This window comes from Pseudomonas lactis, from assembly GCF_001439845.1.
Lineage (GTDB): Bacteria > Pseudomonadota > Gammaproteobacteria > Pseudomonadales > Pseudomonadaceae > Aquipseudomonas > Aquipseudomonas lactis.
On record NZ_JYLO01000001.1, the window covers coordinates 440,092 to 455,232 of the forward strand.

Below are 15,141 nucleotides of genomic sequence, written 5' to 3' on the forward strand. Positions count from 1 at the left end.
GCTCGCGAAGAACGTCAACGATAACGCGTGCTGCCTGAATAAACGCGGTGCCGGTGAGTTTTTCGCGAGCAAGCTCGCTCCTACAGAGGGGGTTTACAGGCTCTGGACCTGTTCGCGGATTTTCGCCGTGGCGGCTGGGCTTGCCACCGAGGCGTAACCTTTGACCAGTTGTTCGAAGTGCGTTTCGAACAGCCAGCTGCGGTCCTGGGGATAACGCTGCATGTGGCGCAGGTTACGTTGGCGCAATGCGTAACGCAGTGAAGACGGGTAGATACGCAGGTCGGCCACGTCGATCAGGGCGAATTCACCATCGTCCATCAACAACACGTTACCCAGATGCAGCGAGCGGAAGTACACGCCGCGCTCGTGCAGTTGCGCCATGAACCGGCCAAAGCGCTCCACCAGTGATTCACGCAGGCTGCTGTCCAGGCTTTGCAGCGCTTGGCGCAACGTCAGGCCGGGCAGAGGTGTGTAGGCCACCGCGCTGCTGGCATCGCTCAAGCGATAGAGCCCGAGGATTTGTGGCGTTGGAATGCCCAGGGTACGCAGTTGCTCGCTGTTGCTGGCAAAACGCTCGGAGTACGGGTTGAAACTGCCGGAGGTGTACCAGCGGCGTGGGCGGAACAGTTTGAGGAAACTGCCGTCCTCCAGGCGCAGGACTTTGGGCCCCAGGCCATCGGCTTCAATCACGTGGGCGTTGCTGCACAGCTGTTCAAACGCGGCGGGCTTGAGGTTCTGCACCTTCATGCGCAACAGGCTGCGGTGGCGTTGGGCGAGGCTCAGGCCAGTGATAATTGCCAGGGGAATCCACAGCAGGAACCAATGTTCCTTGGGCCGTGACAGGATCCCTCCGCCTTCGGTCAGGCCTGCTCCGATGCCATAGGCCAGCAGGGACGATGCCAGGATGAACAGCGGCTGGGCGCGCTCCTTCAAACCTTTGTATAGGCCCCAGCCGAGCATGAAGGCCCATGGGATGAAACCGATGATGCCGACGTAATACAGTACGCCGAGGGCAAAGCTGTGGGGTTCGCGCAGTTGATAACCGTCTGCCAAGGTCAGGAACAACTCGGAGTCGTAACTATGGCCGATCCACGGATGCTCGGCGATAAGCTGCAAAGACATGCTCCATAGTTCCAGGCGGAACGAGCTGCCACGCATAATGATTGATTCAGGGTAGAACAGGATCAGCCCGGCAACGCCCAACGCAGTGCCGGCGAGTAGTAGAATCGAGCGACGATTGCGGCTGACAAAGCTCATCCACAAGATAGCCAGCACCAACGCCACCAGCGGCGTGCGTGAGCCGGTCGCCAGCACCGCAGCGGTCATGATTGCCAGTGCCGGGACGCTGAACCACAGTACGTTGAGGCGCTGAGTGGTCATGCAGACGTATAGCCAGTACACCGTGAAAAAGCCAAACAGGTGCGAGCTGAGCAGCGGGTTGTCGAGGGCGCCCAGCCCGCCGATCATGCGCATGCCAGGTTGATAGCCTTTGGCGAACGCCACAAGGTTACCCAGGCTCACCACCAGCGCAATCACCGCAGCGCTGAAGAAGATCGGCTTGAACAATTCGTTGCGGTAATGAAGCAGTAATCCGCAGCCGCCAAACAGCATGAAGGTATTCAACGGCCGCTTGAACAGGTCGGTATCGGAACTGGGTTCAGGGCTCCAGAGCAGGCTGGTCAGAGCCCAGGCGGAGAACGCCAGGAACGCGATCGCCAGGGGCTCGCGCAGCAGGTCCTTGAACTCCCGAGGGCGCATGCACAACAGAAACAAGGTCGGTACGCTGAACAGGATGTAGACAATGCGGTGCAGTACATTGCGATTGCCGACAAAGAACAGTGCACTCAGGAGCAGCAGCAAGCCAACAGGCAAAATCCATAGGACCAGGAAGTCGAAAACGCGATTTGAGCCATAGGTAAGGCGCTTGGAGTGCATACAGTAAAGCCATTCCAGAAAGAGAAAGCCGACCATCTTAAGCTAGTGGCTAAGTAATGTCGCCGGTAGGATCCAACCGGGCCGCGGCTTACGCCGGGTGCAAGTACAACAGAGAAGCTGTGCTAAAGTCAGCCTCCTTTTTCAAAACGCCGCGTGATATGACCGACTCCAGTCCGAGCGCAAGCCCTTCGAGCTTGAAAATATACTTCCGCCTGCTCAGTTACGTTAAGCCCTATATGGGCTTGTTCGCGTTGAGTATCCTTGGATTTCTGATTTTCGCGTCGACCCAACCGATGCTGGGTTACATCCTCAAGTACTTTGTCGATGGTCTCTCCAATCCGGAAGCTGTGCTGTTCCCGACCGTGCCCTTTTTGCGCGACCTGCAATTGCTGCAGGCGGTGCCGCTGCTGATCATCCTGATCGCGGCCTGGCAAGGCCTGGGCTCGTTCCTGGGCAACTACCTGTTGGCCAAGGTCTCCCTGGGCCTGGTCCACGATTTGCGGGTGCAGTTGTTTAACAACCTGCTGACGCTGCCCAACCGCTACTTCGATAACCACAACTCCGGGCATCTGATTTCCCGCATCACCTTCAACGTGACCATGGTCACGGGTGCCGCGACCGATGCCATCAAGGTGGTGATTCGCGAAGGCATGACGGTGATCTTCCTGTTCGCCTCTTTGCTGTACATGAACTGGCGCCTCACGTTGGTGATGATCGCGATCCTGCCGTTGATTGCTGTGATGGTCAGTACCGCCAGCAAGAAATTCCGCAAGCAGAGCAAGAAGATCCAGGTGGCCATGGGCGACGTGACCCACGTGGCCTCGGAGACCATCCAGGGCTACCGCGTGGTGCGCAGCTTCGGCGGCGAAGTCTACGAACAAAAGCGCTTTTTCAAGGCCAGCCAGAGCAACACCAACAAGCAACTGCGCATGACCCGCACCGGGGCGATCTACACCCCGGCGCTGCAATTGGTGATCTACTCCGCCATGGCCGTGCTGATGTTCCTGGTGCTGTACCTGCGTGGCGACGCCTCGGCGGGCGACATGGTGGCCTACATCACCCTGGCCGGCTTGTTGCCTAAGCCAATTCGTCAACTCTCGGAGGTCAGCTCGACCATCCAGAAAGGTGTGGCGGGCGCCGAAAGCATCTTCGAGCAGTTGGACGAAGACGTTGAGGTCGACCACGGCACTGTTGAACGTGACAAGGTCAGCGGTCGCCTGGAAGTGCGTCACCTGAACTTCACCTACCCTGGTACCGATCGCCATGTGCTCAAGGACATCAGCTTTACCGCCGAGCCTGGGCAGATGATTGCGCTGGTGGGGCGTTCGGGCAGTGGCAAGTCGACCCTGGCCAGCCTGATCCCGCGTTTCTACCACCATGAAAGTGGTGAGATCCTGCTCGATGGCATCGAGATCGAGGACTACAAGCTGCTCAACCTGCGTAAGCACATTGCCCAGGTTACCCAGCATGTCACTCTGTTCAGCGATACCGTGACCAACAACATCGCCTACGGCGACCTGGCCGGTGCGCCTCGTGCCGACGTTGAAGCGGCGGCGGCGGATGCCAATGCCAAGGACTTCATCGATCAGTTGCCCAAGGGCTTTGATACTCAGGTGGGCGAGAACGGTGTGTTGTTGTCCGGTGGCCAGCGTCAGCGCTTGGCGATTGCCCGTGCGTTGCTCAAGAATGCGCCATTGCTGATCCTCGACGAGGCCACCTCGGCCCTCGATACCGAGTCCGAGCGGCATATTCAGGCGGCACTCGATAAGGTCATGCAAGGCCGCACGACTCTGGTGATCGCACACCGCCTGTCCACCATCGAGAAGGCTGACCTGATTCTGGTGATGGACGACGGGCGGATTGTCGAGCGTGGTACCCACGGCGAGTTGTTGGCGCAGAACGGTTACTACGCCCGCCTGCATGCCATGGGCCTGGATGCACCGGTGCAGGCGGATATCACCTGATCCACCCGGCATCACGGGGTAAATGAAATGTAGGAGCGAGCTTGCTCGCTCCTACAGAGAGCAAATCCCCTCCCACATTTGCCCTGCGGTGGTCGCAAGCCATCGCAAACCCTGTGCTAATATCGCGCCCCTGTTCATTTTGTATGTGGGTTGCTCCATGAAGTTGTCCATGCCGCGATTCAATCAAGCCGCTGTCTTGGTGGTCGGCGATGTCATGCTCGACCGTTACTGGCATGGTGGTACCTCACGGATTTCCCCTGAGGCTCCGGTACCGGTCGTCAAGGTCGAGCAAATCGAAGACCGCCCAGGTGGCGCTGCCAACGTCGCGCTCAATATTGCCGCGCTCGGCGCCCCGGCTTCCCTGGTAGGGGTGACCGGCGACGACGAAGCGGCCGAAAGTCTAGCCAACAGCCTGCAGGGTGCCGGTGTGCGTGCGTTGTTCCAGCGCATCGCCCATCAGCCAACGATCGTCAAGCTGCGGGTCATGAGCCGTCACCAGCAGTTGCTGCGTATCGATTTCGAAGAACCCTTCGCCACCGACGCCCTGGCCCTTGGCGACCAGGTCGACGCGCTGCTCGACGGTATCAAGGTGCTGGTGTTGTCCGACTACGGCAAAGGCGCCTTGCAGAATCACCAGGTGTTGATCCAGGCCGCCAAGGCCCGCAACATTCCGGTGCTCGCCGATCCCAAGGGCAAGGACTTCTCGGTCTACCGAGGCGCCAGCCTGCTCACGCCAAACCTCAGCGAGTTCGAGACCATCGTCGGCGGGTGTGCCGATGAGCACGAGCTGGTGAGCAAGGGCGCGGCGCTGATGGCCGATCTCGACTTGGGCGCCTTGCTGGTGACCCGTGGCGAGCACGGCATGACCCTGCTGCGTCCGGGCCACCCGGCCATGCACCTGCCGGCGCGTGCGCGTGAAGTGTTTGACGTCACCGGCGCCGGTGACACGGTGATTTCTACCCTGGCAGCCTCCATTGCCGCCGGTGAGGAGCTGCCCCATGCCGTGGCCCTGGCCAACCTGGCGGCGGGCATTGTGGTAGGCAAGCTGGGTACTGCCGCCATCAGCGCACCGGAATTGCGCCGCGCCATCCAGCGTTCCGAAGGCTCGGAGCGCGGGGTGCTGGGCCTGGAGCAATTGCTGCTGGCGATTGACGATGCCCGCGCCCACAACGAAAGCATTGTGTTCACCAACGGCTGTTTTGACATCCTGCACGCCGGGCACGTGACGTATCTGGAACAGGCAAGCGCTCAAGGTGACCGCCTGATCGTTGCGGTCAACGATGACGCTTCGGTCAGCCGCTTGAAAGGCCCTGGCCGTCCGATCAACAGCGTTGACCGGCGCATGGCGGTACTTGCGGGTCTGGGCGCGGTGGACTGGGTGATCAGCTTTTCCGAAGGCACCCCGGAAAACCTGCTGGCCCAGGTCAAGCCCGACGTGTTGGTCAAGGGCGGTGACTACAGTGTCGACCAAGTGGTGGGTGCGGACATCGTCAGCGCCTACGGTGGCACGGTCAAAGTGCTGGGGCTGGTTGAAAACAGCTCGACCACCGCGATTGTCGAGAAGATCCGCAACAACGAGTGATACCCCGTGGGGCGAGCCTGCTCGCCCCTAGCTTTTCTTCGGCACGATCTTGCGCAGCATCTGCCGCGCCTTGCCGGTCAAGCGCTTGAGTTTTGAGTCCTTTTCCGGCTCTGCCAGGCCCTGCTGCCTGAGCCAGTCCTTCCAGCGAATGCGCTCATCGCGCACCAGCCAGCCCTCTTGCTGGGCAAAACTTTCCGCCAGATACAGGCCGCGCGTGCTGGCCGGATACAGCTGGTCTTTCTTGACCGTGTACAACTCTGCCAGTGGCTCGCCATCTTTGAGCGGCATCAAGTACAGGTCCGGACGCTGGCGATCCAGGCGCGCCACCAACTGGTCACCCTCCAAACGCTCATCCACATGAAACAAACTGAGGGACTTGGCTTCCTTCGGCACTTCCAGGCGCAGGTCATAAATCAATTGCAGCGAGGCGGTCGGCAGGTGCACGTAGGCCCGTGGGCGCTCGATCAGTTGCATGGTGGCGCAGCGCACCGGGCGCGCGGCGCCGGACAGCGGGCTGAGACGAAACGGCAGGGCCTCGCGGTAATGCAGGGCAGCGGAGTAGGGCGCCGGCAGCCAAGTGTCGTTGAAGCGCCCGCCCAGCCAGCCTTCGGGGGTTTCGAGCAGGCACTCCTCGGCGATTTCCTGGATGGCGGTATGCAGTGGCAGGTTCAGTTCATGGGCCGGGACGTAGCCGGAGATCAGCTTGAGCACCACGTCGCCACGGTCCTGGCGGCGTTGGCGCACCAGCACCCAGTAGTCCTTGTTTTGCCAATGCAGGGTCAGGCGCACCGAGACGCCGAGGTTCGCCAGTTCCAGGGCGAAGCGTTCGGCATCTGGCACCTCGACCGGCTTGCGCCGTTGCAGGGTCTGGGCGAAGTTGAGCGGCATGCCGACGCTCTGGTAGCTCAGGCCTTCGGGGGTGGCTTCGACGTGCAGCGGCAGTGTCTTGAAGTTGCTGGGGTTCTTTCTTATGAGCGTACGCGGCATGTCGGCTCCTTCTTGCGACGGGGGTCGGCCGCGTGGGCGGCATCAGAGTTGACGAATGACCCGAGCAGCAGTTGCTACGTTATGGGCCAGGTGCAGCGGATTAATGGTCCCGACAATAGCACTGGCGACGCCCGTTTGCGCGAACAACAAGGTGAAACTGGCCTGAATTGGATCCATTCCCGGTTCCAGGCATACATGGCCGCTGGCCAGGGCCTTTTTCACCAGGATGCCCTTGCCGTGGGCGGCGGCATAGTCGATCACGGCCTTCTCAGCCTGTTCGTTGAGGTTGTAGGTGACCATCGCGCAGTCGCCCTGTTCCAGCGCTTTCACGCCGCCCTCGACGGTTTTGCCGGAGAAGCCGAAACCGCGGATCTTGCCGTCTTTCTTCAACTGCGCCAGGGTCTGGTAAACCTCGCAATCGTTGAGGATATGCAAGTCGTTGCCGTCCGAGTGCACCAGCACCAGGTCGATAAAATCAGTTTCAAGTCGTTTCAGGCTGCGTTCGATCGACATTCGCGTATGGGCCGCGCTGAAATCGTGATGGGACACGCCATTGGCAAACTCTTCGCCAACCTTGCTGACGATGACCCAGTCCTTGCGCTGGTCACGCAGCAGCGGCCCCAGCCGCTCTTCGCTCATGCCATAGGCCGGCGCGGTGTCGATCAGGTTGATGCCCAGCTCGCGGGCCTGGCGCAACAGCATGCGGGCCTCGTCGTCGCCAGGGATCTGAAAGCCGTTGGGGTATTTCACCCCTTGGTCGCGGCCCAACTTGACGGTGCCCAGGCCCAGGGGCGACACCAGCATGCCGGTGCTGCCCAGCGGGCGATACAGGTCGTGCAGGGTTGGCAGGCTCATGGCAACAGTTGCTCCCAGGCTGGTTGGCCGATTGCCGGTTTTGGCAACTCGGGCAGGGCGGCGCTGGCGCTTGGCTGGATGCCATCGCGCTCCAGGGCTTGGAGTACGCGGTCGGCGAAGTCCGGCGCCAGCGCCAGTTTGGTTGGCCAGCCGACCAGCAAGCGGCCGTCTTCGGCGAGGAAGGCGTTGTCGGGACGGCTCAGCCCCGATTGCAGCGGCTCGGCGCGATCCACCCGCAGGGTGGCCCACTGGGTCTGGCTCATGTCGATCCAGGGCAGCAGTTGCGCCAGCTCTTTCTGCGCGGTGGCGATCTGTTGTTCAGGCGTACGCGCCACGCCGTCAGCCTCGGCGATATCGCCGCCCATGTACCACACCCAGTTGCCGTCGGCGGCCGGGTGGGTGGTCACGGTGATCCGTGGCTTGGTGCCGCCGCCCAGGCAATGGGCGTACAGCGGCTTGAGGCCAGGGCCTTTGGCGATGATCATGTGCAGCGGGCGTTTTTGCATGGCCGGCTGGCTATGGCCCAGGGCTGCGAGCACATCCGCCGTGCCGCCGCCAGCGCTCAAGACGATGCGCTGGGCGCGGATCTCACGGCCATCGACTTTCAAGCCCACCAGGGTGTCACCGTCCAGCAACGGTTCGATGTGCTGACCGGCGAGCAGACCGTCGCCAGCCAATTGCGCCAGGCGGTTGATCAGGCTGGGCACGTCCACCACCAGCTCGGCCAGGCGATAGACCTTGCCTTTGAAGCGAGGGTTCTGCAGCGCCAGGGGCAGTTCGTCGCCCTTGACCTGATCGACGCGGCCACGCACGGCCTTGCTGGCGAAAAAGCTGGTGAGGTTGCCGGCAATCGTGCCGGGCGACCACAAGTAATGCGCCTGGGACAGCACGCGCACGCCGGACAGGTCCAGTTCGCCGTTGCCGGCCAGGGCTTCACGCCAGCGGCGCGGCATATCGGCAATGGCTTCGGAGGCGCCGGTGAGGGCGCCATGCAGGGCGTATTTCGCACCGCCGTGAATGATGCCCTGGGACTTCAGGCTTTGCCCGCCGCCCAGGGTGGCGCTTTCCACCAGTACCGTGGAAAACCCCTGGCCGCGCAGGCGCGCATTGAGCCATAGGCCGGCAACCCCGGCGCCGACAATCAGAACGTCGGTGGAAATAACGGATGGCATCGGCGACCTCAGTGTTCAAGACAAGAGGCGCAGTATACAGGCTGTTGAGTGGCGGTCAGTGCCCGGCGGTTTTCGAGAACAGCTGAATCACCACCACGCCTAGCACAATCAGGCCCATCCCCAGCATCGCCGGCACATCCAGCTTCTGCCCGTAGATGAACAGCGCCGCGATGCTGACCATCACGATGCCCATCCCGGCCCATACCGCGTACGCCACGCCGACCGGCACGGTGCGCACCACCAGGGTCAGCATCCAGAACGCCACGCCGTAACCGACGATCACCAGCAACAACGGAATAGGGGTGCTCCAGCCTTTGATGGCTTTCATGGAAACGGTGGCGATCACTTCCGAGCAGATGGCGATGGCCAAGTAATAGTAGGCGGCATTCATGGGGCAATCCTCGAGGTGATGCGCATTTGATAAGGTCGGCATTCTAGAGGTTCGCCAGATGGGGTAAAGTCATTACCTATCTAGAATTGAGATGGGTTGAGCCATGAGCGTGCAATGGGATCTGGAGCAGATGCGCCTGTTTGTCAGCGTCGCCGAGCAGCTTTCGTTTTCTGCCGTGGCCCGGGGGCAGCGAAAGGCGCAATCGGCGGTCAGCAATGGCATTGCCCTGCTGGAGGCTGACTTGGGCGTTGTGCTGTTCGAACGTAGCAGCGGCCGGCAACCGCGCCTGACCGAGGCCGGCAGTGTGTTGCTGGAGGAAGCGCGTGAGGTGCTGCGCCAGTGTGAGCGCCTCACGGGCCGGGCCTTATCGTTGACCCGCGGCGAGGAAGCCTGCCTGCGCCTGGCCCAGGATGAGGCGATGTTGTTCCAGCCTGTGCTCGACAGCCTGGAGGCGCTGGCCGTGCACTACCCGCTGCTGGAGGTGCAGTTGTCCAGCGCAGCCCAGGGCGATGTGGCGCGCAAGCTGGTGGAGCGCAAGGCGGACCTGGGGCTGCTGTTCTATCACGACCAGATTCCCGAAGCCCTGGAGCGACGGGTGGTGGGCAGTGTAGAAATGGTCACGGTGTGCGGAGTCAATCACCCGTTGGCCAAGGAGCAGTACGTGACGTGCCAACACCTGGCCCAGTTTCGGCAGTTGCTGATGTCGACCCAGACCAGCGTCTACCCCGGCAGCGAGGCGGCCAGCCCCCTGGTGTGGCGCGCCGACAGCTTCTACGTATTGGCCGAATGGCTGATGAGTGGCCTAGGCTGGGCCTGGCTGCCTCGGCATATCGTGCAATACCCGACCTACCAGCAACAGATGGTCGAATTGGCCAGCGAATGGACCCCGCCCGCCCTGGTGGTGGAACTGGTGTGGCGCCGCGACGAGCACCTTGGGCCCGCCGCGCGCTTCTTGGCCAAACGTTTTGCCGAGTGCTTGCAGGCGATCGACTGAAAAAGCCGATAAACTCCGCCGCCATGAATAGAACTCTCTACAGCTGTCTGTTTTACCTGGCGCTGCCGTTGGTGGCTTTACGCTTGTGGTTGCGTGCGCGCAAAGCGCCGGCCTATGCCAAGCGGGTGGGCGAGCGGTTTTCCTATGGCTTGCCGGTGATGCGGCCCGGCGGAATCTGGGTGCACGCGGTGTCGGTGGGCGAAAGCATTGCCGCCGCCCCGATGATTCGCGGGTTGATGGCGCGTTATCCACAGTTGCCGATCACCGTCACCTGCATGACGCCCACCGGTTCCGAGCGTATCCAGGCACTATTTGCCAATGAGCCGCGCATCCAGCACTGCTATTTGCCGTACGACTTGCCCTGTGCCGCCAAGCGTTTTCTCGACCGCGTGCAGCCCACGCTGGCGGTGATCATGGAAACCGAGCTGTGGCCCAACCATATCCATGCCTGCGCCCAGCGCGGTATCCCGGTGGCGCTGGCCAATGCGCGGTTGTCGGCGCGCTCGGCCAAGGGGTACGCGCGATTTGCCAAGCTGACGGCGCCGATGCTGGCAGACATGAGCCTGTTCGCCGTACAGACCGAGACCGAGGCCGAACGTTTCCGCAGCCTGGGCGCACGCCCTGAAACCGTGGAAGTGACCGGCTCGATCAAGTTCGACCTGAGCATCGACCCTCAGTTGACGGCCCGCGCCGCCGCCCTGCGTGAACAATGGGGCGCCAGCGAGCGTCCGGTCTGGATCGCCGCGAGTACCCACGAAGGTGAAGACGACGTGGTGCTGGCAGCTCATCGCCAGTTGCTGGCGAACTATCCCAATGCACTGCTGATTCTGGTGCCCCGTCATCAGGAGCGCTTTGGCCCCACGTTTGAGCGCTGTGTGCAGCAAGGGTTTGCCACCGTGCGTCGCTCCAGTGGTGAGCCGGTCACCGAGCAAACCTCGGTGCTGCTTGGCGACACCATGGGCGAATTGCTGTTTCTTTACGCCCTGGCCGACAGCGCATTCGTCGGCGGCAGCCTGGTGCCGACCGGCGGGCACAACCCGCTGGAACCGGCCGCGCTGGGTAAACCGGTGATCATGGGCCCGCATGTCTTCAACTTCCTCGACATCACCGCGATGATGCGCGACGCCGGGGCTTTGCGGGAGGTGGACGATGCCGATGGGCTGGCCGAAGCGGTGCGACAGTTGTTTGAGTTGCCCCAGGACGCACGCAAGATGGCGCAGGCGGGGCTCAAGGTGATGCAGGCCAACCAGGGCGCGTTAAAGCGTTTACTGGATGGCTTGGACAGACTGATCAAACACTGACAACACCAACCCAATGTGGGAGCTGGCTTGCCTGCGATAGCATCACCTCGGCGTACCTGATGTACCGAGGTGTCTGCATCGCAGGCAAGCCAGCTCCCACATCGGATTGGCGGTGCGCTTAATAGCCGGGGCGGGCCTTGAGCTGTTCGGCAGCGGCTTTGGCCAGGTCCGGCGGCAGGAAGTCCTTGTCCGGGTTGTAGTCGGCCTTGAGATAGCGCGCCAGATCCTGCAAGTCCCCTGGGTTGAGCGTGCCCGCCGCCTGCTTCAAGCGCAGGTTGTCGAGGATGTAATCGTAGCGGCTGTTGTTGTAGTTGCGCACCGACGCGTACAGCTGGCGCTGTGAGTCCAGCACGTCGACGATGTTGCGCGTACCCACCTGATAGCCGATTTCCGTGGCTTCCACCGCGCTCTGGTTGGAGATGATCGACTGGCGACGCGCTTGCACCTGCTCCACATCGGTGTTGACTGCACGGTGCAGGTTGCGGGTGTTTTCCACTACTTGGCGGCGCAGGCCCTCGCGTTGCTGCTCGGTCTGGTCGAGGCGCGAATAGGATTCGCGCACTTGCGAACTGGTGAGGCCGCCGCTGTAGATCGGGATGTTCAAGCGCAGGCCGACGGTGCGTTGCGACACATCGCCGCCGTACGGGATAGGCAACTGATTCGGGTTGCTGAAGCCCAGGGCGTCGTTGTCGCCTTTTTCGTATTGCGCAACCGCGTCGAGGGTCGGCAAGTGGCCGGCCTTGCGCTGCCGAAGGGTTTCTTCGGCGGCAGTTACCGCGTAATTGCTGGCGAGCAGGTTGAGGTTCTGGCGCCCGGCGGTTTCGACCCAGGCCTTGGCGTCGTTCGGCGCCGGCGGCAGCACCGGCAGCGTGTGGACGATGCCCTGGATCGAGTTGTACTGGCGGTTGGTCAGGGTGATCAGCGCTTCGAAGGCGTCGTCCACCTGGCGCTGGGCCAGGATGCGATTGGCTCGGGCAGTGTCGTAGCTGGCCTGGGATTGCAGCACATCGGTCTTGTCCGACAGGCCCACATCGAAGCGTTCGTTGGACTGGTCGAGCTGACGCTTGAAGGCGTTTTCTTCGGCCTTGGTCGACGCCAGGTTGTCCTGGGCACGCAGCACGGCGAAATAGCTTTCGGCGCTTTGCAAAATCAGGTTCTGCTCCGAGGCCGACAGTTGCAGCGAGGCTTGCTCGTTGACCGCGTGGGCGGCTTGCAGCTGGAACCAGCGGTCGGCGCGGAACAGTGGCTGGCTCAAGGTGGCCCGCCAGGAGTGGGCGTCACGGTTGGCCGTGGCGGCCGGCTGGTCGATCTGGGTGCGCACGTTGTTGCTATCGGCGCCGGCGGACAGGTTCGGCAGCAAGCCCGCGCGGGCCTGGGGCACCACTTCTTTTTGCGCGCCGTACTGGGCACGGGCAGCGGCCAGGTCGGCGTTGTTGTTCGCCGCTTCCTGATAGACGCTGACCAGGTCGGTGTTGGCGGACAAGGGCGCTTCAGCTGCCCAGACCAGTCCGTTGGTCGCACAAGACACGGCAACAGCCAGTGAGAGTTTGCGCAGCATGAGGCGATCCCTAGTATGAATATTACGGTGATAATTCAGCGCCCAAGGCTAAGGCTGGCCATGCCTGGCGTCAAGCCTTGAGGCCGTGCCCGAGTGTAGTGGCGGGGCCTGCGCACAACAATCCCACGATCACGCCATTCATCACGCTGAATAAACCGCTATTGGCAATTTGCCCACGCCATGGTCTAGACTGGCCGCGTTCTTGTCGGGGTGCCTTGTTGGAAGGCTGAGATCGGTAAATACCGGATCCCGTTGAACCTGATCAGGTTAGCGCCTGCGTAGGGAACAAGATTTCTCGTCACCCGGCGAGTCCTCTTGTGCTTCGTCCGGGATGTTGTTCGACAATCGAACAGCCCTCGTGCGCCAAGCACAGCACTGGTTCCAGTGCGTCCGTCCGTCACAGGTTCGCTCCGACAAAAATCCACCGCCTGGATAAGTTGGAGAGCCTGTGATGAGTACAAAACTAAAAAATACCGTGCACCTGAGTGAATCGGCCAAGGTCGACTCCGGCTCCGTGCAGCCGTTTACCCGCTCGCAAAAAATCTACGTGCAGGGCTCCCGCCCGGATATTCGCGTGCCGATGCGTGAAATCAGCCTGGACGTGACCCCCACCGATTTCGGCGGTGAAATCAACGCGCCGGTTACCGTCTACGATACCTCCGGCCCCTACACCGACCCGAATGTGATTATCGACGTGCGCAAAGGCCTGGCCGACGTGCGCTCGCCGTGGATCGAAGTACGCGACGACACCGAGCGCCTGCCCGGTCTCACCTCGCACTTCGGCCAGCAGCGCTTGAGCGATGCCGAGCTGACCGCCCTGCGTTTTGCCCATGTCAAGAACCCGCGCCGCGCCAGGGCCGGTGCCAACGTCACGCAGATGCATTACGCGCGCAAAGGCATCATCACGGCCGAGATGGAATATGTCGCCATCCGCGAAAACATGAAGCTTGAAGAAGCCCGTGCCAGTGGCTTGCTGGATCAGCAGCACGCCGGCCACAGCTTCGGCGCCAGCGTGCCGAAAATCATCACGCCTGAATTCGTACGCGAAGAAATCGCCCGGGGCCGCGCGATCATCCCGGCCAACATCAACCACACCGAGCTGGAACCGATGATCATCGGCCGTAACTTCCTGGTGAAGATCAACGGCAACATCGGCAACAGCGCCCTGGGTTCGTCCATCGAAGAGGAAGTGGCGAAGCTCACCTGGGGCATTCGCTGGGGCTCGGACACGGTGATGGACCTGTCCACCGGCAAGCACATCCACGAAACCCGCGAGTGGATCATCCGCAACTCGCCAGTGCCAATCGGTACTGTGCCGATCTACCAGGCCCTGGAAAAAGTCGGTGGCGCAGCCGAAGACCTGACCTGGGAGCTGTTCCGCGACACCTTGATCGAACAGGCCGAGCAGGGCGTCGACTACTTCACCATCCACGCTGGGGTATTGCTGCGGTATGTGCCGCTGACTGCCAAGCGCGTGACCGGCATCGTCTCCCGTGGGGGTTCGATCATGGCCAAGTGGTGCCTGGCCCACCACAAAGAGAATTTCACCTACACGCATTTCGACGAAATCTGCGAAATCATGAAGGCCTATGACGTCAGCTTCTCCCTTGGCGATGGCTTGCGCCCGGGTTCGATTGCCGACGCCAACGACGCCGCGCAGTTCGGCGAACTGGAAACCCTGGGCGAACTGACCAAAACCGCCTGGAAGCACGACGTGCAAACCATGATCGAAGGCCCCGGCCATGTGCCGATGCAGTTGATCAAGGAGAACATGGACAAGCAACTGGAGTGCTGCGACGAGGCGCCGTTCTACACCCTAGGCCCGCTGACCACCGACATTGCGCCCGGCTATGATCACATCACTTCGGGTATCGGCGCGGCGATGATCGGCTGGTTCGGTTGTGCCATGCTCTGCTACGTCACGCCCAAGGAGCACCTGGGCTTGCCGAACAAGGATGACGTGAAGACCGGGATCATTACCTACAAGATCGCGGCCCACGCGGCCGACCTTGCCAAAGGCCACCCCGGCGCGCAGATTCGCGATAACGCCTTGAGCAAGGCGCGCTTCGAGTTCCGCTGGGAAGACCAGTTCAACCTCGGCCTGGACCCGGATACCGCACGTTCATATCACGATGAAACCTTGCCGAAGGATTCGGCCAAGGTCGCGCATTTCTGCTCGATGTGCGGGCCTAAGTTCTGTTCGATGAAAATCACCCAGGAAGTGCGTGAGTACGCGGCCAACCAGCGCATCGATGCGGTGGATGTGGATGTGGCCAAGGGCTTGGCCGAGCAGGCTGAGCGGTTCAAGCAGGAAGGTAGCCAGCTCTACAAGAAGGTCTGATCCCTAGGCGGCGGTGTCTGCACCGCCGTCATCGCGGGCAAGCCCGGCTCCCACAGTTGGC

Annotated in this window: 11 protein-coding genes and 1 riboswitch; of the genes, 5 read left to right on the plus strand and 6 right to left on the minus strand. The window is 61.8% G+C overall.

The genetic code is table 11. The features are described from left to right. Nucleotides 1–93 precede the first annotated feature (93 nt). Nucleotides 94–1,935, minus strand: coding sequence for a bifunctional O-antigen ligase/aminoglycoside phosphotransferase family protein (locus TX24_RS01830; RefSeq protein ID WP_057709606.1), 1,842 nt, complete (start codon nucleotides 1,933–1,935; stop codon nucleotides 94–96). Between the two features lie 158 nt (nucleotides 1,936–2,093). Here TX24_RS01830 and msbA point away from each other — a divergent pair, with 158 nt between their 5' ends. Then, the gene (gene msbA / locus TX24_RS01835; RefSeq protein WP_034134743.1) at nucleotides 2,094–3,899 is read left to right on the plus strand and encodes a lipid A export permease/ATP-binding protein MsbA; all 1,806 of its coding nucleotides are present in this window, start codon (nucleotides 2,094–2,096) and stop codon (nucleotides 3,897–3,899) included. Between the two features lie 157 nt (nucleotides 3,900–4,056). Continuing rightward, entirely contained in the window at nucleotides 4,057–5,481 is a 1,425-nt protein-coding gene (gene hldE / locus TX24_RS01840) for a bifunctional D-glycero-beta-D-manno-heptose-7-phosphate kinase/D-glycero-beta-D-manno-heptose 1-phosphate adenylyltransferase HldE (protein WP_032893882.1), read from the plus strand. A gap of 27 nt (nucleotides 5,482–5,508) precedes the next feature. Here hldE and TX24_RS01845 read toward each other — a convergent pair whose 3' ends face one another. Genes TX24_RS01845 through TX24_RS01860 form a run of 4 tightly spaced genes read right to left on the minus strand, consistent with a single transcriptional unit; the run spans nucleotide 5,509 to nucleotide 8,886 of the window. Further along, a complete protein-coding gene (locus tag TX24_RS01845) occupies nucleotides 5,509–6,468 on the minus strand; it encodes a hypothetical protein (RefSeq protein WP_003188010.1) in 960 nt (319 codons plus the stop codon). 42 nt (nucleotides 6,469–6,510) lie between these two features. Further along, complete coding sequence (locus tag TX24_RS01850) at nucleotides 6,511–7,323, minus strand: aldo/keto reductase (protein ID WP_003188011.1); 813 nt, start codon at nucleotides 7,321–7,323, stop codon at nucleotides 6,511–6,513. Continuing rightward, nucleotides 7,320–8,495 carry an NAD(P)/FAD-dependent oxidoreductase gene (locus TX24_RS01855; RefSeq protein ID WP_057709607.1) on the minus strand — a complete coding sequence of 392 codons (1,176 nt, stop codon included), beginning with the start codon at nucleotides 8,493–8,495 and terminating at the stop codon, nucleotides 7,320–7,322. Before TX24_RS01855 ends, TX24_RS01850 begins: the two co-directional genes overlap by 4 nt. Nucleotides 8,496–8,550: 55 nt before the next feature. Further along, nucleotides 8,551–8,886 (minus strand): DMT family transporter, encoded by a 336-nt coding sequence (locus tag TX24_RS01860; RefSeq protein WP_003188013.1) that lies wholly within the window; start codon nucleotides 8,884–8,886, stop codon nucleotides 8,551–8,553. Nucleotides 8,887–8,989: 103 nt separating this feature from the next. Between TX24_RS01860 and TX24_RS01865 the strand changes: the two genes are divergently transcribed. Beyond that, nucleotides 8,990–9,880, plus strand: a complete 891-nt coding sequence (locus tag TX24_RS01865; protein ID WP_034134745.1) for a LysR family transcriptional regulator — start codon at nucleotides 8,990–8,992, stop codon at nucleotides 9,878–9,880. A gap of 23 nt (nucleotides 9,881–9,903) precedes the next feature. Continuing rightward, nucleotides 9,904–11,181, plus strand: a complete 1,278-nt coding sequence (gene waaA, locus TX24_RS01870; protein WP_057709608.1) for a lipid IV(A) 3-deoxy-D-manno-octulosonic acid transferase — start codon at nucleotides 9,904–9,906, stop codon at nucleotides 11,179–11,181. 118 nt (nucleotides 11,182–11,299) lie between these two features. Here waaA and TX24_RS01875 read toward each other — a convergent pair whose 3' ends face one another. Further along, nucleotides 11,300–12,739 carry a TolC family outer membrane protein gene (locus tag TX24_RS01875; RefSeq protein WP_003188016.1) on the minus strand — a complete coding sequence of 480 codons (1,440 nt, stop codon included), beginning with the start codon at nucleotides 12,737–12,739 and terminating at the stop codon, nucleotides 11,300–11,302. A 196-nt stretch (nucleotides 12,740–12,935) separates the two neighbouring features. After that, a riboswitch (TPP riboswitch) is annotated at nucleotides 12,936–13,041 on the plus strand. Nucleotides 13,042–13,190: 149 nt separating this feature from the next. Between TX24_RS01875 and thiC the strand changes: the two genes are divergently transcribed. After that, nucleotides 13,191–15,080: a phosphomethylpyrimidine synthase ThiC gene (gene thiC / locus TX24_RS01880; protein WP_034134747.1), complete on the plus strand. Its 1,890-nt coding sequence runs from the start codon at nucleotides 13,191–13,193 to the stop codon at nucleotides 15,078–15,080. Nucleotides 15,081–15,141: the final 61 nt, after the last annotated feature.

What these genes read in the sequence shown, in the direction of transcription:
- TX24_RS01830 (WP_057709606.1), bottom strand. Translation starts at nt 1,935, where the DNA reads ATGCACTCCAAGCGCCTTACCTATGGCTCAAATCGCGTTTTCGACTTC.
- msbA (WP_034134743.1), top strand. Translation starts at nt 2,094, where the DNA reads ATGACCGACTCCAGTCCGAGCGCAAGCCCTTCGAGCTTGAAAATATAC.
- hldE (WP_032893882.1), top strand. Translation starts at nt 4,057, where the DNA reads ATGAAGTTGTCCATGCCGCGATTCAATCAAGCCGCTGTCTTGGTGGTC.
- TX24_RS01845 (WP_003188010.1), bottom strand. Translation starts at nt 6,468, where the DNA reads ATGCCGCGTACGCTCATAAGAAAGAACCCCAGCAACTTCAAGACACTG.
- TX24_RS01850 (WP_003188011.1), bottom strand. Translation starts at nt 7,323, where the DNA reads ATGAGCCTGCCAACCCTGCACGACCTGTATCGCCCGCTGGGCAGCACC.
- TX24_RS01855 (WP_057709607.1), bottom strand. Translation starts at nt 8,495, where the DNA reads ATGCCATCCGTTATTTCCACCGACGTTCTGATTGTCGGCGCCGGGGTT.
- TX24_RS01860 (WP_003188013.1), bottom strand. Translation starts at nt 8,886, where the DNA reads ATGAATGCCGCCTACTATTACTTGGCCATCGCCATCTGCTCGGAAGTG.
- TX24_RS01865 (WP_034134745.1), top strand. Translation starts at nt 8,990, where the DNA reads ATGAGCGTGCAATGGGATCTGGAGCAGATGCGCCTGTTTGTCAGCGTC.
- waaA (WP_057709608.1), top strand. Translation starts at nt 9,904, where the DNA reads ATGAATAGAACTCTCTACAGCTGTCTGTTTTACCTGGCGCTGCCGTTG.
- TX24_RS01875 (WP_003188016.1), bottom strand. Translation starts at nt 12,739, where the DNA reads ATGCTGCGCAAACTCTCACTGGCTGTTGCCGTGTCTTGTGCGACCAAC.
- thiC (WP_034134747.1), top strand. Translation starts at nt 13,191, where the DNA reads ATGAGTACAAAACTAAAAAATACCGTGCACCTGAGTGAATCGGCCAAG.